The sequence below is a fragment of the Maricaulis sp. ABE4_448 genome (assembly GCF_056160825.1).
The window spans coordinates 69,992-96,581 of the sequence record NZ_JBSWXX010000002.1; the positions used below are offsets into that span (position 1 = coordinate 69,992).

27 protein-coding genes and 1 pseudogene are annotated in these 26,590 nt (G+C 63.1%); 13 read left to right on the forward strand and 15 right to left on the reverse strand.

Annotated elements, in window-relative coordinates:
- Nucleotides 1-57 precede the first annotated feature (57 nt).
- From ppdK to ACXAJV_RS06830, 7 genes are all read right to left on the reverse strand, one after another.
- Nucleotides 58-2,730, reverse strand: a complete 2,673-nt coding sequence (gene ppdK, locus ACXAJV_RS06800) for a pyruvate, phosphate dikinase (RefSeq protein WP_475083457.1) — start codon at nucleotides 2,728-2,730, stop codon at nucleotides 58-60.
- Nucleotides 2,731-3,254: 524 nt separating this feature from the next.
- Nucleotides 3,255-5,462, reverse strand: a complete 2,208-nt coding sequence (gene glyS, locus ACXAJV_RS06805) for a glycine--tRNA ligase subunit beta (RefSeq protein WP_475083460.1) — start codon at nucleotides 5,460-5,462, stop codon at nucleotides 3,255-3,257.
- A 12-nt stretch (nucleotides 5,463-5,474) separates the two neighbouring features.
- Nucleotides 5,475-5,936: a GFA family protein gene (locus tag ACXAJV_RS06810; protein WP_475083462.1), complete on the reverse strand. Its 462-nt coding sequence runs from the start codon at nucleotides 5,934-5,936 to the stop codon at nucleotides 5,475-5,477.
- A 211-nt stretch (nucleotides 5,937-6,147) separates the two neighbouring features.
- Nucleotides 6,148-7,047 carry a glycine--tRNA ligase subunit alpha gene (locus ACXAJV_RS06815; RefSeq protein ID WP_475083465.1) on the reverse strand — a complete coding sequence of 300 codons (900 nt, stop codon included), beginning with the start codon at nucleotides 7,045-7,047 and terminating at the stop codon, nucleotides 6,148-6,150.
- 69 nt (nucleotides 7,048-7,116) lie between these two features.
- Entirely contained in the window at nucleotides 7,117-7,296 is a 180-nt protein-coding gene (locus ACXAJV_RS06820; RefSeq protein ID WP_475083467.1) for a hypothetical protein, read from the reverse strand.
- A gap of 79 nt (nucleotides 7,297-7,375) precedes the next feature.
- Nucleotides 7,376-8,116, reverse strand: coding sequence for a tRNA1(Val) (adenine(37)-N6)-methyltransferase (locus ACXAJV_RS06825; protein ID WP_475083470.1), 741 nt, complete (start codon nucleotides 8,114-8,116; stop codon nucleotides 7,376-7,378).
- Entirely contained in the window at nucleotides 8,113-8,328 is a 216-nt protein-coding gene (locus ACXAJV_RS06830) for a putative signal transducing protein (protein WP_475083473.1), read from the reverse strand. The genes ACXAJV_RS06825 and ACXAJV_RS06830 overlap by 4 nt, the downstream gene beginning before the upstream one ends.
- A 117-nt stretch (nucleotides 8,329-8,445) precedes the next feature.
- On the opposite strand from ACXAJV_RS06830, the gene ACXAJV_RS06835 reads away from it, so the two are divergent.
- A complete protein-coding gene (locus ACXAJV_RS06835) occupies nucleotides 8,446-9,459 on the forward strand; it encodes a polyprenyl synthetase family protein (RefSeq protein ID WP_475083476.1) in 1,014 nt (337 codons plus the stop codon).
- Nucleotides 9,460-9,641: 182 nt separating this feature from the next.
- Here ACXAJV_RS06835 and ACXAJV_RS06840 read toward each other — a convergent pair whose 3' ends face one another.
- Nucleotides 9,642-10,265, reverse strand: coding sequence for a glutathione S-transferase family protein (locus ACXAJV_RS06840; protein WP_475083479.1), 624 nt, complete (start codon nucleotides 10,263-10,265; stop codon nucleotides 9,642-9,644).
- A gap of 203 nt (nucleotides 10,266-10,468) precedes the next feature.
- Here ACXAJV_RS06840 and ACXAJV_RS06845 point away from each other — a divergent pair, with 203 nt between their 5' ends.
- From ACXAJV_RS06845 to ACXAJV_RS06885, 9 genes are all read left to right on the forward strand, one after another.
- The gene (locus ACXAJV_RS06845; RefSeq protein WP_475083482.1) at nucleotides 10,469-11,365 is read left to right on the forward strand and encodes a hypothetical protein; all 897 of its coding nucleotides are present in this window, start codon (nucleotides 10,469-10,471) and stop codon (nucleotides 11,363-11,365) included.
- 108 nt (nucleotides 11,366-11,473) lie between these two features.
- Nucleotides 11,474-12,025, forward strand: coding sequence for a hypothetical protein (locus ACXAJV_RS06850; protein WP_475083485.1), 552 nt, complete (start codon nucleotides 11,474-11,476; stop codon nucleotides 12,023-12,025).
- A gap of 210 nt (nucleotides 12,026-12,235) precedes the next feature.
- Entirely contained in the window at nucleotides 12,236-12,748 is a 513-nt protein-coding gene (locus ACXAJV_RS06855; RefSeq protein WP_475083487.1) for a curlin-associated protein, read from the forward strand.
- An 86-nt stretch (nucleotides 12,749-12,834) separates the two neighbouring features.
- Complete coding sequence (gene csgH, locus ACXAJV_RS06860; protein WP_475083490.1) at nucleotides 12,835-13,221, forward strand: curli-like amyloid fiber formation chaperone CsgH; 387 nt, start codon at nucleotides 12,835-12,837, stop codon at nucleotides 13,219-13,221.
- A gap of 143 nt (nucleotides 13,222-13,364) precedes the next feature.
- Nucleotides 13,365-13,889: a DUF1993 domain-containing protein gene (locus ACXAJV_RS06865; RefSeq protein ID WP_475083491.1), complete on the forward strand. Its 525-nt coding sequence runs from the start codon at nucleotides 13,365-13,367 to the stop codon at nucleotides 13,887-13,889.
- 177 nt (nucleotides 13,890-14,066) lie between these two features.
- Nucleotides 14,067-14,516 (forward strand): BLUF domain-containing protein, encoded by a 450-nt coding sequence (locus ACXAJV_RS06870; RefSeq protein WP_475083493.1) that lies wholly within the window; start codon nucleotides 14,067-14,069, stop codon nucleotides 14,514-14,516.
- An 83-nt stretch (nucleotides 14,517-14,599) separates the two neighbouring features.
- Complete coding sequence (locus ACXAJV_RS06875; protein WP_475083495.1) at nucleotides 14,600-15,208, forward strand: helix-turn-helix domain-containing protein; 609 nt, start codon at nucleotides 14,600-14,602, stop codon at nucleotides 15,206-15,208.
- A 150-nt stretch (nucleotides 15,209-15,358) separates the two neighbouring features.
- Nucleotides 15,359-15,919 carry an SRPBCC family protein gene (locus ACXAJV_RS06880; protein WP_475083498.1) on the forward strand — a complete coding sequence of 187 codons (561 nt, stop codon included), beginning with the start codon at nucleotides 15,359-15,361 and terminating at the stop codon, nucleotides 15,917-15,919.
- Nucleotides 15,920-15,961: 42 nt separating this feature from the next.
- Nucleotides 15,962-16,597: an LON peptidase substrate-binding domain-containing protein gene (locus tag ACXAJV_RS06885; protein ID WP_475083500.1), complete on the forward strand. Its 636-nt coding sequence runs from the start codon at nucleotides 15,962-15,964 to the stop codon at nucleotides 16,595-16,597.
- Nucleotides 16,598-16,707: 110 nt separating this feature from the next.
- On the opposite strand, the gene ACXAJV_RS06890 is transcribed toward ACXAJV_RS06885, so the two are convergent.
- The 3 genes and pseudogenes from ACXAJV_RS06890 to ACXAJV_RS06900 form a co-directional block, all read right to left on the reverse strand.
- The gene (locus ACXAJV_RS06890; RefSeq protein ID WP_475083502.1) at nucleotides 16,708-17,127 is read right to left on the reverse strand and encodes a hypothetical protein; all 420 of its coding nucleotides are present in this window, start codon (nucleotides 17,125-17,127) and stop codon (nucleotides 16,708-16,710) included.
- Between the two features lie 250 nt (nucleotides 17,128-17,377).
- Nucleotides 17,378-17,842 (reverse strand): hypothetical protein, encoded by a 465-nt coding sequence (locus ACXAJV_RS06895; RefSeq protein ID WP_475083504.1) that lies wholly within the window; start codon nucleotides 17,840-17,842, stop codon nucleotides 17,378-17,380.
- Nucleotides 17,843-18,190: 348 nt separating this feature from the next.
- Nucleotides 18,191-18,832: pseudogene (locus ACXAJV_RS06900) on the reverse strand (AAA family ATPase); the annotation flags it as partial.
- Between the two features lie 224 nt (nucleotides 18,833-19,056).
- Between ACXAJV_RS06900 and ACXAJV_RS06905 the strand changes: the two are divergent.
- Complete coding sequence (locus ACXAJV_RS06905) at nucleotides 19,057-19,242, forward strand: YqaE/Pmp3 family membrane protein (RefSeq protein ID WP_475083507.1); 186 nt, start codon at nucleotides 19,057-19,059, stop codon at nucleotides 19,240-19,242.
- Nucleotides 19,243-19,252: 10 nt separating this feature from the next.
- Nucleotides 19,253-19,621, forward strand: coding sequence for a DUF4112 domain-containing protein (locus ACXAJV_RS06910; protein WP_475083510.1), 369 nt, complete (start codon nucleotides 19,253-19,255; stop codon nucleotides 19,619-19,621).
- 510 nt (nucleotides 19,622-20,131) lie between these two features.
- Here the strand turns inward: ACXAJV_RS06910 and ACXAJV_RS06915 are convergent.
- Nucleotides 20,132-20,563 carry a very short patch repair endonuclease gene (locus tag ACXAJV_RS06915; protein ID WP_475083512.1) on the reverse strand — a complete coding sequence of 144 codons (432 nt, stop codon included), beginning with the start codon at nucleotides 20,561-20,563 and terminating at the stop codon, nucleotides 20,132-20,134.
- A 91-nt stretch (nucleotides 20,564-20,654) separates the two neighbouring features.
- Between ACXAJV_RS06915 and ACXAJV_RS06920 the strand changes: the two genes are divergently transcribed.
- Nucleotides 20,655-21,428, forward strand: a complete 774-nt coding sequence (locus ACXAJV_RS06920; protein WP_475083514.1) for an HNH endonuclease — start codon at nucleotides 20,655-20,657, stop codon at nucleotides 21,426-21,428.
- 21 nt (nucleotides 21,429-21,449) lie between these two features.
- Here ACXAJV_RS06920 and ACXAJV_RS06925 read toward each other — a convergent pair whose 3' ends face one another.
- From ACXAJV_RS06925 to uvrB, 3 genes are all read right to left on the reverse strand, one after another.
- Entirely contained in the window at nucleotides 21,450-22,403 is a 954-nt protein-coding gene (locus ACXAJV_RS06925) for a DNA cytosine methyltransferase (protein WP_475084422.1), read from the reverse strand.
- A 137-nt stretch (nucleotides 22,404-22,540) separates the two neighbouring features.
- Nucleotides 22,541-23,608 carry a GmrSD restriction endonuclease domain-containing protein gene (locus ACXAJV_RS06930; RefSeq protein WP_475083516.1) on the reverse strand — a complete coding sequence of 356 codons (1,068 nt, stop codon included), beginning with the start codon at nucleotides 23,606-23,608 and terminating at the stop codon, nucleotides 22,541-22,543.
- A gap of 774 nt (nucleotides 23,609-24,382) precedes the next feature.
- Complete coding sequence (gene uvrB / locus ACXAJV_RS06935) at nucleotides 24,383-26,542, reverse strand: excinuclease ABC subunit UvrB (RefSeq protein ID WP_475083519.1); 2,160 nt, start codon at nucleotides 26,540-26,542, stop codon at nucleotides 24,383-24,385.
- Nucleotides 26,543-26,590: the final 48 nt, after the last annotated feature.

Here is a 26,590-nt window from a genome sequence, read left to right on the forward strand (position 1 = left end):
TTCTCTTGGCTTGCCTTGGCCATCCGCAAAGGAATGGCTGGCTTGCGCCCGCTCTGCTCAGAGCCGGCGTAGCCGGGCCTGGGCCGCCGCGAGGCGGGCGATCGGCACGCGATAGGGCGAGCAAGAGACGTAATCCAGGCCCACTTCCTCGCAGAAATCGATCGAGTTGGGATCGCCGCCATGCTCGCCGCAAATGCCCAGCTTCAGGCCGTCGCGCTCGGCGCGGCCCCGCTCGGCAGCAATGCGCACGAGATCGCCGACACCGTCGCGGTCGAGCGAGACGAAGGGATCCTTCTCGAAAATACCGGCCTCGATATAGTCGTTCAGGAATTTGCCGGCATCGTCGCGCGACAGGCCGAACGTGGTCTGGGTGAGGTCATTGGTGCCGAAGGAGAAGAATTCCGCATCGCGGGCGATATCCCCGGCACGCAGGGCGGCGCGCGGCAGTTCGATCATCGTGCCGATGAGATATTTCGGCTTGCCGCCGGTCTCTTCGGCCACGGCCTTGGCGACGCCGGCGACGCGGGCCTTGAGGATGGACAGCTCGGCAGCGGTGGCCACCAGCGGGATCATCACTTCGGCGAGCGGCTGGAAGCCGGTTTCGGACTCCACGGCAACCTGGGCCTCGAAGATCGCCCGGGCCTGCATCTCGTAGATTTCCGGATAGGTGATGCCCAGGCGGCAGCCGCGATGGCCCAGCATGGGGTTGCTTTCGGCGAGGTCGCGGGCGCGGGCCAGCAGCTGGTCGGCCGGCAGGCCGGTCGCCTTGGCAACGTCAACGACATCCTCTTCCGAGTGCGGCAGGAATTCGTGCAGCGGCGGATCCAGCAGGCGGATCGTGCAGGGCCGCTCGCCCATGATGCGGAAGATCTCCTTGAAGTCCTCGCGCTGCATGGGAAGGATCTTGTCCAGCGCCGTGACGCGGCCGTCCTGGTCGTTCGACAGGATCATCTCGCGCACGGCAGCAATCCGGTCGGCCTCGAAGAACATGTGTTCGGTGCGGCACAGGCCGATGCCCTCGGCGCCGAAATCGACCGCGGTCTGGCAGTCGGCCGGCGTTTCGGCATTGGTGCGCACCTTCATGCGGCGGTGCGTATCGGCCCAGGCCATCAGCTTGGCGAAATCGCCGGTCAGCTCCGGCTTGATCATCTTGGCTTCGCCATAGAGGACCTGGCCGGTGGCGCCGTCGATGGTCACGGTCTCGCCGTCCTTGATAATGCGGCGGCCGACCGCGAACTGCCGGTTGGCATAATCGATCTTGATCTGGCCGGCACCGGACACGCAGGGCCGTCCCATGCCGCGCGCCACCACGGCGGCGTGGCTGGTCATGCCGCCGCGTGCGGTGATGATGCCTTCCGCGGCATGCATGCCGTGAATGTCTTCCGGCGAGGTCTCGATGCGAACGAGGATGACTTTCTCGCCGGACTTGCGGCGTTCCTCGGCCTCGTCACTGTCGAACACGACCTTGCCGCAGGCCGCGCCCGGTGAGGCGGGCAGGCCGGTGGTCAGCACATCGCGCTCGCCTTCCGGATCCAGGGTCGGGTGCAGCAACTGGTCCAGCTGGGCCGGATCGACGCGCATCACGGCCTCGTCCGTGGTGATCAGCTCTTCGGACGCCATGTCGACGGCGATCTTCAGCGCCGCCTTGGCGGTGCGCTTGCCATTGCGGGTCTGCAGCATCCAGAGCCGGCCGGCCTCGACCGTGAACTCGATGTCCTGCATGTCGCGGTAGTGGCGTTCCAGCTTGTCGAAAACGGCAGAAAGTTCGGCAAAGCTCTCCGGCATGGCGGCTTCCATGGACGGGTTGTCGTCGCCCATCTTTTCGCGCATCGCCTCGGTGAGGCATTGCGGCGTGCGGATGCCCGCCACCACGTCCTCGCCCTGGGCATTGACCAGGAATTCGCCGTAATAGCCGGTATCGCCGGTCGACGGGTCGCGGGTGAAGGCGACGCCGGTGGCGGACGTCTCGCCCATATTGCCGAACACCATGGCCTGGACATTCACCGCCGTGCCCCAGCTGGCCGGGATGTCGTGCAGGCGGCGATAGGTCTTGGCGCGCTCGGTCATCCACGAGCCGAACACGGCGCCGATGGCGCCCCACAGCTGTTCGCGCGGATCGGCGGGGAAATCGCGGCCCAGCTCGCGTGCCGCGGCTTTCTTGTACTCGGTCACCATGTGGACCCAGTCATCGGCCGACAGCTCGGTGTCGAGCGAGTAGTCGTTATCGTCCTTGAACCCGTCCAGAATGTCCTCGAACACGGCATGGTCCACGCCCAGCACGACGTCGGAATACATCTGGATAAAGCGGCGATAGCTGTCATAGGCAAAGCGGCGGTCGCCGGACAGTTTCGCCAGGCCCTCGGCGGTCTCGTCATTGAGGCCCAGATTGAGCACCGTATCCATCATGCCCGGCATGGAGGCGCGGGCGCCGGAGCGCACCGAGACCAGCAGCGGGTTGGACGGATCGCCGAATTTTTTGCCGACCGTCGCTTCCAGCTTGGCCAGCGAGGCCTCGACCTGGGCTTCCAGATCCGCCGGATAGGCGTGGTCATTCTCGTAATAGGCGGTGCAGACCTCGGTCGTGATGGTGAAGCCCGGCGGCACCGGCAGGCCCAGCTTGGCCATCTCGGCCAGATTGGCCCCCTTGCCGCCAAGGAGCTCACGCATGCCGGCTTCGCCTTCCGAGTCCCCTCCACCGAAGGCGTAAACCCATTTGGTCTGTGCGCTCATGCTATCGAACTCCCGGAGTTAGATGTGCGACGTGGCCTGCGCCACCAACCCCTTCTCCGAAGGGAGAAGGTGCCCGAAGGGCGGATGAGGGGGAAACCCCGCTCAGGGATTGAAGGGCGAAAGACGGTGTCTTCCCCCTCTCCCTCGATCCCTCTCCCGAGGGAGAGGGAGGTGTTCGTGGTGTCGCCACAACCCCCTTCTCCCCGGCCGGGGAGAAGGTGGCCCGAAGGGCCGGATGAGGGGCCTTAGACGACACCGCAAAATCCTTGTCATCCCGGACGCATGCCCGGCCTCGGGCCGGGCGGATATCCGGGACCCATAATCCCGATGCGTGTCCAGCTGTCGCGGATATCGAACCTGCTTCCGGCCGGCATCGGCGCGTATGGGGCCCGGCCCTGCGCCCCGCCAAATGCGGGGCATCCGGCCGGGATGACAAGGTGTTTGTTGTTTCCACGACGCGGCCGGAACCTGCCTCAGGCAGGTGCGCGACGGGATGGCCGTGAACAATGAAAAGCATGATGCCTCTAGCCTGCAATCCGGTCGAAATCGGCGACGGCGCGGACGGCCGTGCGGATTTGCGACAATAAGAAAAGCCGGTTGCGGCGCAACGCAGCATCTTCACTGTTGACGGTGACATGCTCGAAAAAGGCATCGATCGGTGCGCGCAGCGTTGCCAGGGCCGCCATGGCAGCCTCGAAATTCTCCGCGACCAGCGCCTGCTGCGCCTCGCCCTTCACCGTGTTGACGGCGGCGATCAGCGCGCACTCCTGGTCTTCCCGATCCTTCCGGCCGAGATAATCCGCTTCCAGCTCGTTTTCGTAGCTGGTTGCATCCTTCTTCTCTTCCGCCCGCACGATGTTCGAGGCGCGGTTATACCCGGCCAGCAGGGCCGCACCGTCCTCGGTGTCGAGAAAGGCCTGCAGCGCCCGCGCCTTGGCCGTGACGCGCACGAGATCGTCATCGCCGAGGGCAAAGACGGCGTCGATCACGTCATAGCGGATGCCCTCGTCACGCAGGTGGACCTTCAGGCGGTCGGCGAAGAAGGCGAGGAGGTCGGAAACAATCTCGGGAAGCTTAACGTCCAAATGGGCAACGCGACCAGCTTCGGCTCGGTCGATATCCTCATCGGAAACATCGCTATAGGCCTCAAGATCGAGAAGCCCTTCAGCAAGAAATTGCTCTCTGTAGGCGGCCCCAGAAAACTCCAGAACACGGCTAAGCGGGAGCTTTAGGCCATTCTCGAGAGCAATTCGTATAACGCCAAGCGCCGCACGCCTTAGTGCAAACGGATCTTTTGAGCCTGTTGGTTTTTCACCAATCAACCAGAACCCCAAAAGGGCATCGAGTTTGTCAGCGAGCGCGACAGCGATCGACACAGCCTGACTAGGTACAATGTCACTTGGACCTTGTGGCTTATAGTGATCACGGATCGCATCTGCGACCTCTGTGGTTTCACCTGCTGCAAGTGCGTAGTAGCGCCCAATCACTCCCTGCAATTCAGGAAACTCGTAAACCATCTGGCTCACCAAGTCCGCTTTTGCATAGTGGGCGGCTGTCCAAACATCGTGCTCGTCGGCGCCGACAAGTTTCCCGATCTCTTTCGAGAGACTGGTAAGACGATCAACCCGAGCTTCAACTGTTCCGAGTTCGGCGTGAAACGTTACGTCTTCAAGGCGGCCCACCATGTTGCTGAGCGGGGTTACTTCGACCCCAAACTCTGGTGGCACGTGTTGATCGACATCCCAGAAATGGCGGGCGTCGGAGAGGCGGGCCGAGAGGACGCGGGCATTGCCCGCCGCGATGGCCTTGCCGCCATCGGGCGCGACCTGGTTGGCGATGACGACGAATTTCGACGTCACGCCGGTCTCGCCGGGCTTTTTCACCGCGAAATACTTCTGGTGGGTCTTCATGGTGAGGGTGATGACTTCCGGCGGCAGGTCCAGGAAGTCCGGATCCATCTCGCCCAGCAGCGGCACTGGCCATTCCACCAGGCCGGCGACTTCGGTCAGAAGCCCCGGATCCTCGACCAGTTCCAGACCGGCCTCGCGGCACACCCCGCGCGCACCGTCCAGAATGATCGCCTCGCGCTCTTCGCGCTGCTGGATCACATGGCCCTCATCGCGCAGCACTTTCGTGTATTGCGCAAAATCCGTGATCTCGAACGGGCCGCGGCCCATGCGGCGATGGCCTTCGGTGAGATTGCCGGTGCGGATGCCGAACACCTCGAAATCGACGACATCGCCATCGAACAGGCACAGGAGGCGCTGGATCGGACGCACCCAGCGCTGGCTCTTCTCGTCCTCGCCGAACTTCATGGATTTGGGCCAGGGGAAGGCTTTCATCACTTCGGGGATCGCCTCGGCGATCACTTCGGCCGTGGCGCGGCCGGGCTTTTCGATGATGGCGACCCAGAATTCGCCCTTCTTGTCCTCGCGCTTCTCGCAGGCGTCCAGACTGTCGACACCGGCCCCGCGCAGGAAGCCTTCCACGGCCTTGTCCGGCGCACCGACGCGCGGACCCTTGCGTTCCTCGCGCACGTCGTCCGTCTTCACCGGCAGGCCGTCGATGGCGAGGCCGAGGCGGCGCGGTCCGGCAAATGTGGTCAGCGAGGACCAGGCGAGACCCGCCGCCGTCAGCTTCTCGCCCAGCAGACGCTCGAGATCGGCCTCGGCCTTCGGCTGCATGCGGGCGGGGATTTCCTCGCAGAAGATTTCAAACAGGAGTTCGGACATTATCGGGTTCCGTTACGAGGCGTGCTCTTGTGCCGCCCAGCGCTCCATCAGCGCGTAATAACTGTCGTCGGGCGCCTTGTCATAGGTCAGCGCGTTTTCGTCGAAATTCATCCAGCCCTGGGCCGAACGGGTCCAGATATGGCCGACGGGGCGCAGCTTGGCGCGGTCGTCCAGCGTGCCGGCCTTCAGCGACAGGGCCGGGCGGCCCTCGGTATCGTTGGCGATGCGCGTGCCGCACTTGCCGCAGAACAGGCCCAGCTTGTTCGACTTGGAGTCGGTGGGAATGGAGAAGGCCGCCACCTCGCCCTTGAGGAAGCGGAAGCCGTCGCGCTCGACCAGCATCGACATGCCGAAGGCCGAGGAGGACTGCTGCTGGCAGGTCGTGCAATGGCAGGTGTAGAGCGTCAGCGGCTGTTTGGTGAGCTCATAGCGCACCTCGCCACACTGGCAGCCGCCGCGAAGGGGAAGTTTCATCGGGTGGCCTCCGTGACGAGGGTGAGGGTGCGAATGGCGCTCGCCGGCAGAGGGCGGTGTTTTCCCCCTCTCCCTTGATCCCTCTCCCCGGGGAGAGGGAGGTTGTGGAAGCGCCACCGGGACACCCCTTCTCCCTGGGGAGAAGGTGCCGCGAAGCGGCGGATGAGGGGGAAATCCCCGCTCGACGTGGCGGAGGTGCAGACAGCCACCATTACGCCCCCTCCGCCTGCGCGCGTTCGCTGGCGACCCAGGCGTCGGCGCAGCCCTTGGCGAGTTCGCGGACGCGGGCGATCCAGCTGGCGCGCTCGGCCACGGAAATGGCGCCGCGGGCGTCGACCAGGTTGAACAGGTGCGAGGCCTTCAGGCAGAAATCATAGGCGGGCAGGGGCAGGGGCTTGTCCAGGTTGAGCAGCGCCATGCACTGGCTCTCCGCGCCCTTGAACCACTCGATCAGCATGTCGACATCGGCATGCTCGAAATTGAATTCGGAATACTGGCGCTCGGCCTCCTGGAAGACGTCGCCGTATTTCAGGGCCTGATCACCTTTGGCACCGTTGAAATCCAGATCGTAGACATTCTCCACGCCCTGGACATACATCGCCAGGCGTTCCAGCCCGTAGGTCAGTTCGCCGGAGACGAGGTCGACATCCAGCCCGCCGACTTGCTGGAAATAGGTGAACTGGCTGACTTCCATCCCGTCGCACCAGACTTCCCAGCCCAGGCCCCAGGCGCCCACAGTGGGGTTTTCCCAGTCGTCCTCGACAAAGCGCACATCGTGCAGGTCGCGATCGATGCCGATGGCGTCGAGCGAGCCGAGATAGAGGTCCTGGATGTCGGCCGGGCAAGGCTTCAGCAGCACCTGGAACTGGTAATAATGCTGCAGCCGGTTGGGGTTCTCGCCATAGCGCCCGTCGCCGGGGCGGCGCGAAGGCTGGACATAGGCGGCGCGCCAGGGGCGCGGGCCGAGCGAGCGCAGCGTCGTGGCCGGATGCAGCGTGCCGGCGCCGACCTCCACATCATAGGGCTGCAGGATGGCACAGCCCTTCCCCGCCCAATAGGTCTGAAGACGCAGGATCAGTTCCTGGAAGGAGGGCGCAGTGTCGGCGGCCATATCTCAAAGTCCCGGCGAAAGAATACGCGGCAGAAATCGGGCGGACACTAGGCAAGCCCGCCCGCCTAATCAAGCACGGGAGTCCCTGTCCCGCTGCGCTTCCTGTTGCGGCGCAGCACCGTCATTGAGCCGCGCCTCCACCGCCCGGCGCGCCGCATCGGCGGCGGCATCGCGGCTGGCCGTCTTCCGGCGCCCGAAAGCCAGCCAGAGAATGACGGCCAGAAGGACAAGGAGCGCGGTGGCGATCATGGGGTGCTGATACTCTCTATAAAGCGCCGGGACCACCATCCTTCCCCATCAAGGGGAAGGATGAGACGTGACATGGCGATCATCCGCCCATCTCCACCACGGCGCGGCCGCGCATTATGGCTTCGGCCTCGGGTGTGTGACGCTCGCCTGCGTGCAGGATGAGGGGCGGCAACAGCACCAGCGGGGCGCGTCCGCCGATGCGGGCGGAGACGATGACGCGCTTGGCCGGCTTGTCGATGCGCGGATGGACGGGCTTGATCACGACCGAGCCGAAACTCTTCTCCAGCCCGTGACAGATATCGCCCAGCCGGTCGGCGCGGTGGATCAGGGTCAGCTTTCCCTTGGCGTTGAGACTGCGCGCGGCGGCCTGGATCCAGATGCCCAGCGGCGCGCTGCCCGACAGCCAGGCGTCGCGCTTGCCGTCCTTGGGCGCGCGCAGAACGCCCGGATCGTCGAAATAGGGCGGGTTGAAGAAGACCTGGTCGGCACCGTGCCCGGCGCCCAGGCGGGCAATGTCCGCCGTCTCGATCTCGATATTGCCGTCCAGCGCGTTGGCGGCGACATTCTCGCGCGCCAGCCCGGCCGCGGCAGCATTCTTCTCATAGCCGGTGATGCGCACGCCGGGCATCCGCCAGGCTGCACACAGCAGCGCCGCACCGGCTCCGCAGCCGAACTCGACCAGCTGGTCGCCGGGGCGGGCATCGATGGCCGCGGCCAGCAGCACGGCATCCATGCCGGCGCGATAGCCGTCTGCCCCCTGGCGCAGCAGCACCTGGCCGTCCAGCAGCCGGTCCTCGGTGATCTTCTCCGCCGTGCTCATTCGCGCTCCGCCAGCGCTTCGTCGATCAGCTGGCGGGCGCGATCAGCCTCCTCGTCGATGACGGACAGGCGTTTCTTCACGAATTCAATGCCGCCGCCATACATCGAGGCCATGCCCTCATCGAGCACGAAACTCTCGATCCCGGCGTCGCTGAGCACCGAGCGCGCGAAGGAGAGCTTCACCGGATCGGCGGTCTTGAGGACATCTTTCACGGGCTTTTCATTCCCTGTGCTGTTTCGTCACCGCCTCCGCGGCTTGCCGCGCGGGGATCGGATTTCTATTGTCTCGATCCGTTTCACCGGGTGCAAGAGGAAGCTGGCTTGGACAGCATGCTGAAAGCCGACGCGGCAGACGTTCCGGCGCGTGAGAACGCCGCCGAACGCCTGGCCACCCTGGCCTATGACGACATGCGCCGTGTCGACGCGCTCATTCTCGAGCGTCTGGACAGCCATGTCGCGCTGATCCCGGAACTGGCCCGCTACCTGATCGAGGCCGGCGGCAAGCGCGTGCGCCCGATGATCACGGTCGCCGCGGCCAACATGCTCGGCCATACCGACATGGCGCCGATCCGGCTGGCGGCTGCCGTGGAATTCATCCACACCGCCACCCTGCTGCACGATGATGTCGTCGACGAGAGCGGCATGCGGCGCGGCAAGGTCGCGGCCAATCTGGTCTGGGGCAATGCGTCCAGCGTGCTGGTCGGCGACTTCCTGTTCGCGCGCTCCTTCTCGCTGATGGTCGAGGCCGGCTCGATGAAGGCGCTGGGCGTGCTGTCCGCCGCTGCGTCCACGATTGCCGAGGGCGAGGTGCGCCAGCTCTCCGCGGTCAAGGATATCGGCGTTTCCGTCGACACTTATATGCAGATCATCGACGCCAAGACCGCCGCGCTCTTTGCCGCCGCGGCACAGGTCTCCGGCATTGTCGCGGCCCGTCCGAGCGACGAGGAAGCCGCGCTGGAAACCTATGGCCGCGAACTGGGCCTGGCCTTCCAGCTGGTCGACGATGCGCTGGATTATGGCGGGGCAGCCGCCAAGCTGGGCAAGTCGACCGGGGATGATTTCCGCGAGGGCAAGGTCACCCTGCCGGTCGCGCTGAGCCTGAAACAGGCCGGTCCGGACGAGGCCGCCTTCTGGCGCCGTGTGATTGCCGAGACCGATCAGACGGACGGCGATTTCGAGCGGGCGCTGGACTATATGAACGAACACGGCGCCCTGGCCGCCACGGTCGAGCAAGCCCGCGATCACGCAGCCCGCGCCCGGGCGGCCCTGTCCGGTTTCCCGGACAATGCCTGGCGCCGGGCGCTGGGCGATCTCGCCGACTTCGTGGTCGAACGCGCTTACTAGGCGGCGCCGGGTTTTTTTGGGTCGCGTGATCGAACCGGTGAACCGGGTCCCACTTCACCTGATCACGCTCTACTTGGGTGGTCGCGTGATCGAACCGGTGAACCGGGTCCCACTTCACCTGATCACGCTCTACTTGAGCGGTCGCGTGATCGAACCGGTGAACCGGGTCCCACTTCACCTGATCACGCTCCTTCCATCTCCGGCAGTGCACTGGTGAAGGCCTCGATGGCGCACATGCGCGCATACCAGTCCTTCAGCCGTCCCGTCGCCGGCCGCCAGCCGGCGAGGCCCAGCTGGGCGATATTGCTGGCAATGGTCAGGTCGGCGATGGTCGGCGAGGCGGTGCCGGCGATCCAGGCCCGGTCGGCCAGGCGTTTCTCGATCATCGGTGCCAGTTCCGCCATGCGCGACTTGCCGCGCGCGATCGCATCCCCGTTGCGCAGTTCCCGCGGGGCGAAGACCGAGTTGAACACGATATCGGTCACCGCCGGGGCCATGCGGCTCTGGCACCAGTCGGTCCACTGGTCGACTTGCGCGCGCACGGTGGGTGGCGAGGGGTACCAGTTTTCCAGCGCATGGCGATTGCACAGGAAGCGCAGGATGGCGGTGGATTCGTGGATCTTCAGATCGCCCTCGACGAGGGTCGGAACCTGGTGGTTGGGATTGATGGCCAGATAGGCGTCGGACAGGTGCTCGCCCTTGTCCATTGCGACATGGCGGGCGGTCCAGGGCAGGCCCTCGGCCTCCAGCAGCGTGATGACGCGCCGGGCGTGCTGGGAGAAGGGGAAGGTGTAGAGGACGTACATGGTGGGCGGATCCCGATCGTCGGCACTGCCCCGCGCAGCGCCGTTCACCCAATGTTCTTACGCCCTTCGCCCTGACAGCATGGCGTCAGCAGTCTCGTCGTCAGCGTGTATTCGCGCGAACAGCGCGGGACAGTCATTGTTAATCATATCGCGTCATGCTCCGGTGAAACGCGAAATGCGCCGAAACCCGAAGCGGAGACGACATGGCGATCGCCGACACCGGCACACCTGACCGTATCTGGCTGTGCATGGCCGACAGTAACCGCACCCGTGTCGTGTCGCGGGCCCTGGCCAAGGGGCTGGGCATGACGGTCTATATGGGTCCGACCATGGACGAGGAGGGCCCCGTCGCGCTGGTCGTTGCCGACGACGCCCACGCCGCGCGCATCGCCGAGGCGAAGGGCAATGCCGCCCCCGGCCAGGTTTCCCTGCTGGTGACCGCAGCCGCCCGCCGGGCCGGTGCCGACGTCTTCCTCGATCACGACACCGATGCCGGCACGCTGACCAATGCCATCGAAGGCCTTCGGGCCTGGCGGGCCTATTCGCTCGCCGTGCCGCACCGGCAGGATATCGGCCATGGTGCGATGGCCGCCTTTGCGGGCGGCGAGTTTTCCGTGCAGACGCTGGAGCAGGCGCGCGATGTCGCGATGTTCATCGGCCATGCCTGTCCGGACCCGCGCCGGGCCGCCGTCGGTCTTTATGTGCTGATTGCGAACGGGATCGAGCACGGCAATCTGGAATTTGACGCGACCGAGAAGGCCAAGGGGCTCGCCGATGGCAGCTGGTCGCGCAAGCTGGCTGCCCGCATGGCGGAGCCCGCCTTTGCCGGCCGGCGCGTTCGGGTGGGCGTTCATCGCGGCATGCGCACGATCAGCGTGCTGGTGCAGGATGACGGGCAGGGCATCGATGCAGAGACTGCGGAAATGGCCAATCCGGCCCGCGCCGGCTATCGCGGCAAGACCGCCCGTCTGGCCCGCTCGATGGGCTTCTCGCAGGTGAACTGGCTGGGCACAGGCAATACGGTCGAGGCCTCGATTGTCCTGCCTGATACCGGCAGTGATGCCACGGCGGCCCCGCGTCGCACGGCCGCCGCGTCCTGATCCCCGCCACCAGGCGACAAAGATGAACGCCAGCTGACCGGACGGGTCATCGCAGGCTCAGCGCCGCTGCGCGATAGTGTCCTCGTATCATTTGAGAGGACGACCGACATGCCGCGCAAATCATCACGATCCATCGCCGCAGCCGCCCTGGCCGCCATGCTGAGCCTGCCCGGCCTGGCATCGGCCCAGACCGTGCCCGTGGTCGACGGGGTCCGCGGTGTGCCGCTGGCCGCCGGCGAAGCCTGCGGCCTGCAGTTCTATCGCGCCTACCGCTCCGGTCCGCTTCTGGCGAAAGTCGAGGGCGGTCATCAGGGCCATTACACGCTGACACTCTGGCGCCGTGGGCCCGGCAATGCCGTGCTGGCTGAGCTGGCCGGAGACTATGACAGCCGCGGCCGCCACGAGACGGTGCTCGCCGAGTCGCAGCTGGAGCGTCACTTCATCCAGATGCGCGCGCCCGGACCGCAGATGGGTGCGACCCAGGTGGACCCGTCGCGCATCGCCGCCCAGCTGGACGTCTATGATGCGCGCGGGCGCCGGATCTGCACCAGCCGCCGCGTCGACGCGATCGGCATCGGTGCCTTGCGTCCGGCTCCGTCTGCCCGCCCGGGCCTGAGCGCACCGGCGCCCGTCCGGCAGCCCCTCGCACGCCGATACTAGCTTCAGCCGCTCTCCATGCGACCCCGACTGAAGGCCCGGAACATCCTGTTCCGGGCCAGTTTTTTTGAAACGGACAAGCCGGGTCAGCTGGCGTTCATCCTCCTGATCGAAGTCTGAACGCGGCTCTCAGCATCCGCTCATCGGGCCTTCGCTAAACAAGGGTCAGGCTTCGATGCATTGGGCGTCGGCCAGTTGGAAGGAGTACAGATCATGAAAGCACGTCTTCTCATCGCCAGCGCCCTCGCGGCGGTTTCGGTTCTTGGAACGGTGGGTGCCGCCGAGGCGCAATCGCGCAACCGCGTGAGCATCGCCCAGGAAGGCTACCGCAACGACATCGCCGGCCGTCAGACGGGCTATCGCCAGCACATGGTGATCAACCAGCGCGGCGAGCGCCAGTATGTCACCGTCATCCAGGACGGCGCACGCAACGGCACCACGGTTGGCCAGCGCGGGCGCTATAACGAGGCCCATGTCGACCAGTACGGCCGCGACAATGACGCTGTGGTCGGCCAGCAGGGCCGCAACAATTACGCCCGCAATATCCAGACTGGCCGCCGCAACATCTCCGGCATCTCGCAGATGGGTGCGAATAACACGGCCGTGACCGACCAGTACGGCTCGAACAACGCTGCTGGCGTGATCCAGGTCGGCAATGGCCAGAACGCCCGCGTGACCCAGACGGGCAGCGGCAATGTGACCCTGGTTATCCAGGGGGACCACTAGCCCGGCGACCGTCCCGGGGAAGCCTGGCTGCCAGGCTTCCCGGGACCCGTCCGGGACAGGAAGACAGCAAGCAAAAGGAGGCTGTCATGACAGTTAAACTGGCAATTCTCGCATCGGCCGCTTCGGCCGCCGGCCTCTGGTTCGCCGCCCAGGCCGATCCGCTTCCCGATTTCGTTTCGGATCATATCCGCGGCGGCGAGGCGGCCTGTGGCATCGATGTCTCGCAGACCTCTGACGGTCTTCTGCTGACGGCGTGGAGCGCCCCGTCCCGGACACAGAGCTGGCGCATGGTTGTCACCCAGCGCACCGGCGGTGGCGGTTTCGATATCGTCCAGGAAGGCGATGTGCCGCCCGGTGACGGCGCGGTCGCGGTGTCCGATCTCCTGATCGATACCGGTGCGGACTTCTCCGCCCGGCTGACCGCCTGGGACGCCAATGGCGATCCGGTCTGCCGCTTCGGAGACCGAATCTAGCCGGCCTCGACGACGCTCATGTCCCCGGCTGCCCGGCCGGGGACAGGCGTGTCCAGCGACATCGGCGCATGCCCTCCATTCTCTTGCAACACCGAACCGGCTCCCCACTTCCTGCCGGTCAATCGGTCTTGCGGGAGGAAACCATGACCATCAACCTGTCCGACATCGCGCGTACCCAGCTCGATCAGACATTCCGGGCGCTCGACACCATCCTGGCCAAGGGCGCGGCGCACGCAAAGGAGCGCGGTGTCGACGAGACGGTCTATCTGGGCTGGCGTCTGGCTGCCGACATGTATCCCCTGACAAGCCAGATCCAGCTTGTCAGCGATTTCTCCGTCCGGGGGCTTTCGCGGCTGGCCGGGCGTGATCCGGTCTCCATGCCCGATGACGAGACGTCCTTCGAGGCGCTGCGTCTCCGGCTCGCAAAGGCGCGTGAAGCAATCTGGGCGCTCGATCCGGCGGCCCTGAATGCCGATCCCGAGGGCGCCATCACCTTTCCCGCGGGCGCGCTCGGCGATCTGACCCTGCCGCGCGGGCGTTATCTGCAGAACTACGTGCTCGCCAACACCCTGTTTCATGCCGCAACGGCCTACAACATCCTGCGCACGATCGGGGTGTCGCTGGGCAAGGCCGACATGATGGGGGCGACACAACTTGTGGCAGAATAATAATATACTACGTTTAAATCGTTGAAAATAAAAGACAATAATCGTCAAAATTAAGTGGATGTTAACAGGGTGAGCCGAACGTCTCGGGCATCTTGTCACGGGAGGGACAGATGCCTGCAACTGAACGCCCGGTTCGCCCTGTTTTCCGCTTGTCCTTGCGCGTGGAATAGGGGGGCAATGATGTTCTTGTGCCGCCTCGCCTTCTTCAGCCGCCGCAACTGGTATTTCGACACGCCGGACGAAAACAACGGTGTCCTCCGCTCTATCCTGACGGCCGGGCTGCGCAACAATCCCAAGCGCGCCCTGAGCGGTGTGCTTGTTGTCGACGGCAATCTCTTTGTGCAGATTCTCGAAGGGCCGCGCGGCACGCTGTCGAACACTTTTTGCCGGATCCAGAATGACAGCCGCCATGGCGGCCTGGTCCTGGCCGGCTTCGAGGAAGTTGCCGAGCGGCTGTTTCCCGACTGGAGCGTGGTTGTCCGCGATGCACCGAAGATCCAGCGCCGCCTGCCCTGGATACCCGAACCGGAGTCCGCGACGTTCGAAACGCTGGTGCACAACGCCCACCGGCTTGTGAAATCCGGTTCCGAGTTCAGACGTATAACCGCAGAGCACGAGGTGCCTTGATAGTAAAATACTTCTGGCTTGGCGGAGTCAGATGCGCTTGGTAGCTTCGTATAAAGACATATAAAAATTGCGGTTACTGAGTAATGGATTGGTCGCGTAAAATCAAAGAGTTACGTTTTCTGGAGAATCTCAAACAGGACGCGTTGGCACAACAGCTCGGGGTCAGTCAGGCCAGTGTGTCGCAATGGGAGCGGAGCGTCGCCCAGCCCCCGGCGCATATAAAGGCCAAGCTAAGGCGCCGCCTTCTGGTCTCGCCGGGTGAGCGGATGAGCGCCGCCGTACGCACCAGTGTTGTCGAGAGTCCCAACCTGTGTGGCCTGCTGACGATGCGTGATGGTGAAGTCGTCGTCGAATTGCTCAGCCATGACAGCTATCGCCTGTTTCCCCTTCTGACGCCGGCCGATCTGGGTAAACCCCTGCGGGGCAAGCTGGGACGGGATATCGACCGCATGCTCGACCGGTTGGTCGGAGAGGGTGCATTCGGCGGCCGCGTGCAGTACGCCAAGCTGGCGGTGACCGCGCACCGGAATGGACTGTCGGCAGCGGGCGTCGCGACCGTGACGCCTGTATGCAGCCAGGGTGAAGCCTGTGTGCTGCGCTGCGAGGTCCGGCTGCTGGCGCCCGGAGAAGCGGTTCCGAAGCTGGAACAGATCACGCATTTTTCCTGGGACGAAGCCGACCCGGACGTCTGAAGCCACTTCAGCGCATTTTCGGACCGCAAAACCGGTGCCCACTTTTGCTGAAAATGCCGGATCCTGAGCGGTCGCATTTTCGGACCGCAAAACCGGTCCCCACTTTTGCTGAAAATGCTCTAATCTTCCCGGCAGAACGGGGAGGGCAGGATGATGTTTGCGCTGATGACGCTGGTGGCGGGCCTGGCGGCCGTCCAGGAGCCGGTCGAGGTGCGGGCCTTCGAGCCGCAGGGTTTCGTGACATCGGTCACGGTCGAGATCGCGGCGCCTGTCGGCGAAGTGTTCGACGCGGCCACGGGCGATGTAACCGGCTGGTGGGATCACAGCTTTTCGGAGAACCCGGCCGAAATGGTCATCGAACCGCGCTTCGACGGCCGTTTCTACGAGCGCTTCGAAGCCGGCAGCGAAAATGGCAGCCTGCACGCGCGGGTGATCTTCGTGAATGCGCCGAACCAGCTGCGCCTGCACGGTCCGCTGGGCTTGTCCGGCCGGGCGGTGGATCTCGTCTCCTCCTGGCAACTGGACGAGGCCGCGGAGGGCGAGGCCACGCGTTTCACGGTCGAGCTGCACGTGTCGGGCGAGGTCGATGCGGAGCTTGCAGGCGTCGTCCGCAATGTGTGGCAGCACTTCATCGGTGCGCGGCTGAAACCCTATGTCGAGGCCGGCTGCCATCTGGCTCCCGAGGCGCCTTGCAGCGCCTTTGCCGACTAGCCGGGGTTGGCGTGGCCGGGCCCGGGGCCTATTTCCTCCGGTATGAGCAAGACACGCACACTCCCGGACGAACTGCCGCTCTTTCCCCTGGGTGGCACGATCCTGCTGCCTGGTGAGCGGCTGCCACTTAACGTGTTCGAACCGCGCTATCTCAACATGCTGGACGATGTGCGGGCCGGGGACGGGCATATCGGCATCATCCAGGTCCGTCCCGGCGGGACGCCGGATCGCCCGGCCCTGGCCGGCGTGGGCACGGCGGGCCGTCTCGACCATTTCGAGGAAACCGATGATGGCCGCTATCTGATCGCGCTGACCGGTGTGTGCCGTTTCGTCCTGACCGGCGAGGCGGACACGCAGACGCCCTATCGCGTGGCCGAGGCCAATTACGGTCCTTTTTTCATGGATATCGAGCCGCGGCGCGCGGTGGAGGCGGACCGAACCCGTCTGATCGGCATGCTGCAGGCCTGGTTCCAGAGCGAACATGTGGCGGCGGACTGGGAAAGTGTCGCCGAAGCGCCGCTTGTCACCGTGGTCGATCAGTTGTCGATGTCGGCGCCCTTCGGTGCGCTCGACCGGCAGCGCCTGCTCGAGGCGGCCGACAGTGCGGCGCGGCTGGGCGAGATGGAGGCGATCCTGGCGGAGCGGCTGGCCGGAGGGGCCGGCGGGCCGGTGCAGTAAGCGGGGTTACCAGAGCGTGATCAGGTGAAGTGGGCACCGGTTCACCGGTTCGATCACGCGACCACCCAGCATCCCGGGGCAGGGTCGATTCCGCAGGAAACGATCCTGCTCTAGCCTTTCAACCAGGCGCGGGCGGCGGCTTTGGACGTGAACCAGGCGGCCGTATCGCCCAGGCGTTCATGCGCTTCGATGAATTTCCGCACTGTTGCCACTTGGTCCGGCCGGACGACATAGGCGGTCTGGTAGCCGCGTTGTACGCGCGCGAGAGCGCGCATCCAGTCTTCCCATTCGAAGGGGGACATGCTGAACACGGCGCGGCGCACATCATTCATGATCAGGCGCGAGTCGATCCGGTGCGTCAGCGTGGTGAAGGCGCGTGCCGACCCTTCTTCCGATCCCCGGCTGCGTTCGCCGTCGGTATAGAGCTCGATGATGCCGTCATTCAGTGTCAGCGAGAACCCTTCCATGGAGTAGCTGGTCTTCACGATACCCTCTTCGTCTGCTGCGGTCGCACGGGTGCGGTGCCGCATGGTCCGGTCTCAGCGATGCGCGGCCAAAGCATTTTCAGCAAAACGGTTTTGCGGTTCGAAAATGCGGCCCCTCAAGAAGCCGGGCCGGAGCGAAATCGGAAGAGGGCGCAGGGGCGATGAAACAGAAATGCGGCATATCCCCCTCGATTGCGCCCTTATGTTACGAGAACGGGGCGTTTTAACGATAATTTTGCCGAGAATGTGGCGAAATCGAAAACCTCTCGCGTTGCGCGGACATGGCCGCCATGCGTCAAAGCAGGTCCGGCGCCTCCGGACGGGCTTTCAGACACGCACAATGGCGCATCTGCGTTTCGCACAGCCGGTCGAGCCAAGCATCCAGCGCGGCTGACAGGATACGTTGCTGGGACTGGCCTGTCTGCACCGAAACAGTCCGCAGCCGCCGCTTCTGTTCCGCCGTCAGCCGCACTTCGGCGCGGCCGGAACGCGCGATCCCGGCATGGGGATCCTCGGCAAGGCCGGGCAGATCGCCCCGGCCGCAGCAGGCCGGCGGCAGGTCATCCATGCCATCGGCAGGTTTGCGGGCGATGAGCGGCCGGTCGCTGCGCTGTTCGACATCGCGCCGTTCGTCGGGCAGCGGGACAGGCTGGGCCGGCCGGTCGACATAGCTGGCGCCGGCAAAGCCGGAGGGGATGGCGGGCGCGGCCTCGCCCTTGCGGGCAAGCAGTCCGGCGTGAAGGCTGGCATATTTTCGCATCGACCGTCTCCGTCCTCAGGCCAGGTGGCGGCGTCCGAAGGGCATGTGCGGGCGGCGGCGATCGGCCTGACCCTTCGGCGGACCCTGATCGCTCTTGCGCCGCTCCACCCCGTCCCAGTTCGAGTTCGAGGCTTCCGGTGCGGCGGGGGATGCGGGACGCGGTGGCGGCTGGCCGCCCATGCCGAAGCGCGGCGGCAGGGCATAACCCGGCCGGTCCTCCAGTGCGACCTCCTCCTCGCCATCGTCCAGACCGGCCATGCCGGCGCGGGCGGGAGTGAGGATGTCCTGTTCGAAGGTCTGGCGCGGCGCCCGGTCGAGCATCGCCATGGCGCCACCGCGCAGGCGGAACAGGCGGTCCTCGAAATAGGCCCACAGATGGGCGACTTCCCCGGCCGAGCGGCCGGTCTCGTTGACCTCGCCCACCGTGCGCCCGTCAATCATCGAGGCGGCGAAATCGACCCGGTGGTGCAGCGTGACCGGGGCGACGGTGCCGTGCTGGGAGAGGGCGACAGCGGTCTCGCCGGTAATCCGCGCCCGTGCCGTGGCGGAATTGACCACGAAGACCAGCGGCTTGCCTTGCATCTGCACGATATCCACCGTCGGCCCGACGGCGCGCAGATCGTGCGGGCTGGGCCGTGTGGGGATCACGACGAGATCGGCATGGGTGATCACTTCGGCGATGGTGGAGGTGACCGCCGGCGGCGTGTCGATCACGATCAGCCGGTAGCCGGCGCGCTCGAGAAAATCGATATCGCGGCCGAGATCCGGCACCGAGACCTGGGCGAAGGCCGGCGTCTCGCTGGCGCGCGCATTCCACCATTTCGCCATCGAGCCCTGCGGGTCGGTGTCGATCAGCGCGACCGGCCCGGCGCCGCAGCGCTCGGCCTCGACGGCCATGTGGGCCGACACGGTGGTCTTGCCGGACCCGCCCTTCTGCGAGGCAAACACGACGACCTGGGCGGTTCGCCGGCGCGGTTTCTCTTCGGACATCGCTCACCTCTCAACCCGTCCGTCCTGGACGATCCCTCTGGTGCATCCGCCGCCGATGAAACCAGCGATGTCTTGCGGCGCGGTTCAGCGCGGCACCCGGATTTGAGGCGAATTTTCGCCGTATTGTCGCAGTCTGCTGCGATGCACGTGCTGCAGGCCGCGCGGGAACGCTTCTCTGCGTCCGCACGTTGCAAGTGCAGGATCAATCAGAAGGGACGCATGTCATGGCACAAGAACAGACCGTCACCGGTGGCGATATCTTCCGCATCATCGCCGCCATCCTCCTGCCGCCCCTGGGCGTCTTCCTGCAAGTGGGTATCGGCGCCCAGTTCTGGATCAATATCATCCTGACCATTCTGGGCTATATTCCGGGCATCGTGCATGCTGTGTGGATTATTGCGCGCCGTTAGAGATCGACCCATGGCGAAACTTCCCGTCTCGCGGGCGGATGAGAAGGCGCGGATCGAGCGGCTGGCACGCTGGCTCGATGCGCGCTTTGTCATTCCCGGCACCGGCATCCGTTTCGGACTGGACAGCCTGATCGGCCTCGTGCCGGGCGTGGGCGATCTCGCCATGTTCGCCCCGGCGGTCTGGATAATCGCCCGCGCCGTGGCGCTGGGCGCGCCGGCGCATCTCATTATCCGCATGGCGATCAATACCGGGCTCGACCTGGTGATCGGCGCCATTCCGGTGCTGGGCGATCTGTTCGACCTGGGCTTCAAGGCCAATCTGAGAAATGCCCGCCTGCTGTCGCGCTGGCTGGATCGCACCGGCGACGGCCAGACATAGCGGCCTGCATCCCCTTCGTGCCGGACGCGCCGTGGAGATGAGGTGGCGCTCTCTTTCTCCAACGCTCCACTTTCCCCGGCGCCCGGTTGAGCCTGCATCTGAAACGCCGCTCTCTCTTTCTTCCCCACCGCGTGGGGAAGTGGGCCGATGCGCAGCATCGGGTCGAAGGGGCCGGCGCGGAGCGCCGGGAAACGGAAGAGCCAGGCATCAACACACCGCCGCTGACGCGGCGCCCCTCCGTCTCGCCGCCTTGCGGCGATCCACCTCCCCATGAAATGGGGAGGAAACAGCACGAAGCCCTCCACCCGCTTGCGCGCTGCCGCGCTCCGCGGCGCTTTCGCACCGCCCCCTCAGTCCGCTAACGCGGACAGCTCCCCCGCAAGCGGGGCGAGCCCCTGGGACCCAGCACCCCCTCTCCCCCACCGGGGAGAGGGCAGGGTGAGGGGCGGCCGCGCAGCGGCCACTCGAGGACGGCTAATAAGCCCGGCTCTGCCGCATCCAGCATGCGGGTTATGGGTGGGGAGTGGGTTTTGCCTCAAGGAAGGCTTCGAGCCGCTCCGCAAGATCGTCGCGTCTGGTTTCGCATTCCCATATGACCATTACCGACCAGCCCAGCGCTTCCAGCGTCTCAATATTTGACGCATCTCGTTCGACGTTGCGTTGAAGCTTGGGCAGCCAGTACGAGGTGTTTGACTTTGGCGGACGGCCATCCAGACACGCCGGATCTGTATGTTGATGCCAGTAGCATCCATGGACGAAGATCACTTTTCGCCGTGGTCCGAACACAAGATCGGGCTTTCCAGGCAGATCCTTGCGGTGCAGGCGGAAGCGGTAGCCTAGCCGGTGGACCAGCGACCGGACTAGCATTTCCGGCTTCATGTCTTTTGACCGGATCGCAGCCATATTGGCACTGCGGCGTTCGGGGGAAAGCTTGTCGGTCATTCTAATTCATTGAGGTTGCAAGAACTTTAGTGTCCGCCTTATAGATGTCGTGGGGTCAAAATGGGGCGGTGAATTGAATAGTGAGCCAAAATTGACGGATTTGCAGATCCGTATCCGCGATCTTCTGAAAGCAAATCCACAGGGTTTGACTGTACAGGATGTGAGGCGCGAGTTGGACTTGGGGGGCTCTCAAGAACAACTCGGAAGGCGAATTCGAACGCTGCGGCCCTACTACGAGGTTCCCTTGCGGCGCGTGCACGGTGAACAACGATACTTTTTTTGTGGCAGGCGTAAGGAGCCATATGCAGATGAAGGGATCGTTTCGGGGGCGCTACGAGCTCGGTTGCTGAACCACGCCAATGGCCGATGTCAAATGTGTGGAAAGACTATCTCGGAAGATAAGATAAAGCTGCAAATTGATCACAAGATCCCACGGAATTGGGGAGGGCGTACAGAAGAACCCAATCTTTGGGTAATATGCCAGCCTTGCAATGGAGGGAAGCGGGATTATTTCTCCACATTCGACGCCGATACCATGGCCAAAGTTCTAGGATTTAAGTCCGTTTATGAGCGAATCGGGGCGTTACTAAAACTAAAACAAGGTGAGCCAGTAGATTCAAGAATTCTGGAGTTCGTCGCCAATTTCGATGATTGGCAAGATGATTGGCAAAAACGTCTGCGGGAGCTTCGTTATCCGGTTATCGGATGGAAAATTCAAAATACGACCGCTAAAGCTATCAACGGAAAAAAAGAGTCGTTCTATACTTTATTGGAATGGGCTGAGCTTCCCGAAGATCATCGCACTCTCATCAAGGAATTCGAACGAGAAAAGCGTAAGCGTCGTAATTTGGAGGATGATCAGTAGGAGCCAAGCTAAAGCGTTGAATCACGCCACTTGATGAATTCGCCCGGGCATAGTTAGCGCATGATTCAAACGTGTTGCAACGGCTTGTGCGACCGGAGGTGGAAAGGCATTGCCGATTTGGCGGTAGGCTGACGTTTTCTTTCCGTAGATCTGCCAGTCGTCCGGAAAACCTTGCAGACGGGCGACCATGCGGACCGTCAGGCGCGGCATCCCAACGAAGTCAGGTTCTGGAGCTTCTTCAGCGATAGATTTCCCATTCACGCCGAGAGTCTGCCAAGCAGCCTTTGCGCGCGTCGGTCCGAGGTCAGGACCGCCGTGCTTCTTGGAGCCGCCAACGATGGTGGGGGCGATTTCATTGGCCCGCTCAGCCCAGGCTTTCGCGCCAGGCCAGCCGTTGGCAGCCATCAGGTCTTCTAGCGTTTCACCGACGGTCTTGGGGTTGTGATGCAACGGATCGGGCCACTCAAAGTGATCTTTGAAGGCGTGTTTGATTGCGACAATGACGACACGCGGCCGAAGCTGTGGAACGCCGTAGTCGGACGCATTGAACAAGCGCCAGTCACACCAGTAACCCAGTTTATGGAGCTCCCGCTTCAGGTGGCCGCGGTAGTCCTCAAAAACAGCACCGAGGAAGCCCCGGACGTTTTCGATCATCACAGCGCCAGGCTTGATCTCATCAACGATGTCGATCGCGGCGGGGAAAAGATTGCGTTCGTCCTTGTCCCCCAGCTGCTTGCCGGCGACAGAGAACGGCGGGCAGGGCAAGCCGCCCGCGACCAGATCGACGCCTTTGAACTTACTGGCGTCAAACTTGCGGATATCACCTTCCCAGACATTCCATTCCGGGCGGTTCAGCCGGAGCGTCCGGCAGGCATCAGCGTCGATTTCAGCCACGCATTCATGGTCGAAGCCGGCGCCTTCCAGCCCGATGGCTTGGCCGCCTGCACCCGCGCATAGCTCCACCGATGTGAGCATGTTTGAGGATTTTCCGGCGAATCCGAAGGTGATTTGTCCCGACATATTGTGCTCCGCTCTTGGGCGGAACACTAAATACAGTATCTCGCCGCATCAATAGAACAAAACGAGAACATACTTATTTGTGCACAGGTTGTCTAGCCAGCTCGGCGTTGCCGCCAGTCGGAGATCCAGTTCTTCAAACCGTTGAGCCTGTCCATCCGTGATGACTTGCTTCGTGTGCGAGAGCTCGCGCCCTTTCGAAAAAGAAGCAAGTTTGCATCGATCTTATCCTCATCAGTGATGGCGCTGGGCATGTCTTCGTAAGCCCTACAAAACGCACCTAAGCTAGCGGACCACTCTGGGTAATCTTTCTTTGGTTCGCTGCGAACTAAAGCGTGAAGTGTGTAAATATTGTTTGGTGATGAAAAAATATTTTTGATGGTTTTGTCATCAAACAATCTTTTGGCTAGTTTCAATGTGGATACTATTGCCCCAATGTCGCTCTCTCTTTCTTCATATTCATTTGTGTAAGTATCGTAAAGTGTGTTGAGGGACGAGGAGGTGTCGTTTGTTATCCCGTTCCGCTCGAAACCTAGTAACTGACTCGCGAACTCGACATCGGCCATCCGTCTTGCCCGGCTGATTGTGAAAAGGCCTAAGTCCGTCATCTCCGGTCTGTTGGCCAGTATCTCAGACGCCCTTAAGAAAAGACCGTTCATACGAGCGTGCCTAATTTCTTGGGGGTTCAATGACCTGTCGGTTTCATTGAGTCTCGCAAATATCGAACGTATCTCGTCTTTCGTTGTGCTGCTGGGTATTCTTCTAGTGTTTATGTTGTACTGAAATATTTTTTGCTTTAGGTGCTGTGGTAAGTCCTTCCATAAAGAGTCTGCGAAATCAGACTCCCGATGCTCTTCATTCAAATATGACTTTTTTAGTGGCCACTCGTTGCTGATATACTGGCGTATGGTTGTGAGCCTCTGTTGTCCATCAACTATGCTGAATGACTGATTTCCCTCATCATCAGGCATCTGGTCCCATACATATATTTCTGGCATCGGGTAATCCATGATAACGGTCTCAATAAGTCGAACTTTCTGTTTGTCTGTCCAGACAAGACGTCTTTGATAAGATCTGTCGACAAAATATTCGCCTTTGGACATGCTGGAATTTATTGCAGCAATGTTGGGGCGCTCGGTTTGTATTTCGTTATTGAATCCCATGTCTTGCTCCAAGTTTTTGGAGACTCCAAACGTGGTATGTTTTGGCGTCGCTCCAGGTTTCGTAGATTCTCAATTTTGCGGTTTGTTCAATTCCGAGTTCTGAGGTTGCTGCTCTGCGAAATCTTCCAAGAAGCTTCATTAAGTCCCTAAGGTAGTGCGTTTCGTGGAAGTCATCGCTACCCAGCATTATAAAGCGTCTAAAGATGTCACCTTGATAGATGTTTTTGGCGTTGATAGCCCCATTGTAGTGAGCAGTTCTTAGGTTTTTCCACGTGGAACGAAAAAGACCTCGCGAAACAACAACTAGATCGAGATCGGAACTTTCGGGGTTGAACGCGGCAAAATTTTTCTCAGGCGCTAGGCTAAAGCCGTATTTCGCGCTTCCGACAACAGCGATGTGATCCGGAGCAACCTTAAAAACAGAGCCCAACGTGGCTCGGAGGTCGTCATAGTGCCTTCTTGTTGCAGTCGGAAAGTACCAAGCGAATTCGTCAAAGAGGCAACAGTCTACAAAATCAACAGGGCCTCTTTTCCGAAGGCGGGTGAGGAGGGCATCTTTGTCCAAAGTCGTGCTCGCGTGGATATGTGACGCTCTATTGCTATTTGTGATTGATCTTATCAACGCTTTTCTGTGGGATTTTCGCATTTTCTGCAAGTGAGTCCCTGCTCACCCCGCAACCTCCCCCCTCAACGTCGCCGCCCACCTTCCCAGGGCTTCGATGGACAAGCCGCCACCCTTCTCCGCCCTACGGGCTATGGACAGCGAAACCGCCCCTACTCCCCCTTCAACCCCATAATCTCGTCCCTCAACCTGGCCGCTTCCTCAAACTCCAGATCCGCCGCGGCCTCCCGCATCCGCTTCTCCAGATCCGCAATGACCGCCGTGATGTTCTCGCCGCCCAGGGCGGCCTGGCCGCGATCCGACATCCCGCCCGGCTTGCCGCTGGACTTCTTGCCTCTCCCCTTGCTCGCGACGCCGCGCCCCTTCGCTTGCGACTCCATCACTTCTTCCAGGATGTCGCTGATGCCGCGGGTGATGGTGCGGGGGGTGATGTCGTGTTCTTCGTTGTAGGCGAGCTGTTTGGTTCTCCGGCGTTCGGTTTCGTCCATGGCGCGCTGCATCGAGCCGGTGACGGTGTCGGCGTAGAGGATGACTTTCGAGTCGGCATTGCGGGCCGCGCGGCCGATGGTCTGGACGAGGCTGGTCTCTGATCTCAGGAAGCCTTCCTTGTCGGCGTCGAGAATGGCGACGAGGCCGCATTCGGGGATGTCCAGGCCCTCGCGCAACAGGTTGATGCCGACGAGGACGTCATAGACGCCCAGGCGCAGGTCGCGGATCAGCTCGATCCGCTCCACCGTGTCGACATCGGAGTGCATGTAGCGGACCTTGAGGCCCTGCTCGTGCATGTATTCGGTGAGGTCCTCGGCCATGCGCTTGGTCAGCGTGGTGACGAGGGTGCGCATGCCGCGTTCGGCGGTGGCGCGGGCCTCGTCGATCACATCATCGACCTGGGAGGCGCCGTCCTTGGCCACCGGGCGCACCTCGACCGGCGGGTCGATCAGGCCGGTCGGGCGGATCACCTGTTCGGTGAAGACGCCGCCGGTCTGGTTCAGCTCCCAGGCGCCCGGCGTGGCGGAGACCGAGACGGTCTGCGGCCGCATGGCGTCCCATTCCTCGAATTTGAGCGGGCGGTTGTCGAGGCAGGAGGGCAGGCGGAAGCCGTGCTCCGCCAGGGTTTTCTTGCGGTTATAGTCGCCCTTGTACATCGCGCCGAGCTGCGGGATGGAGACATGGCTCTCATCGGCGAAGACGAGGGCGTCTTCCGGGATGTATTCGAACAGGGTGGGGGGCGGCTCGCCCGGCTTGCGGCCGGTCAGATAGCGGGAATAATTCTCGATACCGGCGCAGGAGCCGGTCGCCTCGAGCATTTCCAGGTCGAACTCGGTGCGCTGCTGCAGGCGCTGCGCCTCGAGCAGCATGCCTTCGGCCTCCATCCAGGCGAGGCGTTCCTTCAGCTCCTTCTTGATCTGGACGATGGCCTGGTTGAGCGTCGGCTTGGGCGTGACGTAGTGGGAATTGGCGTAGAATTTCACGCTCTTCAGCTCGGCCATCGCCTTGCCGGTGAGCGGGTCGAATTCGGTGATCGCCTCCACCTCGTCGCCGAAGAAGGAGATGCGCCAGGCGCGGTCGTCATAGTGGGCCGGGAAGACCTCCAGATTGTCACCGCGGACGCGGAAAGTGCCGCGGATGAAGGCGGCGTCATTGCGCGTGTATTGCAGATCGACCAGCCGGCGCATGATCTCGCGCGGATCGACCTCATCGCCGGGCTTCAGCTCGAACGTCATGGCGGTATAGGTCTCCACCGAGCCGATACCGTAGATGCAGGACACCGAGGCGACGATGATCACGTCGTCGCGCTCCAGGATCGAGCGGGTCGCCGCGTGGCGCATCCGGTCGATCGCCTCGTTGATGGAGCTTTCCTTCTCGATATAGGTGTCGGTGCGCGGCACATAGGCCTCGGGCATGTAGTAGTCGTAATACGACACGAAATACTCGACGGCATTGTGCGGGAAGAAGCTCTTGAACTCGCCGTAGAGCTGGGCCGCCAGCGTCTTGTTGGGCGCGAGGATCAGGGCCGGGCGCTGCACCGCCTCGATGATCTTGGCCATGGTGAAGGTCTTGCCGGTGCCCGTCGCGCCCAGGAGGACCTGGTCGCGCTCGCCGCTGGTCAGCCCCTCCACGAGCTCCGCGATCGCGGCCGGCTGGTCGCCCATGGGCTGGAATTCGGAGACACAGCGGAAGCGCTCGCCGCCTTCGGATTTTTCCGGCCGGTCCGGACGGTGCGGCGTCCAGGCGGCCGGCGCGGACGGCAGCTGGTCCAGCACGAAGTCTTCGGGCGCAGTGAGGGTGTCGTCGACGGTGAGCTTGGTCATGCGCCGAATATGCGCACTCCGGCGCCGCTCGGCCAGTGCCGCGGGTGC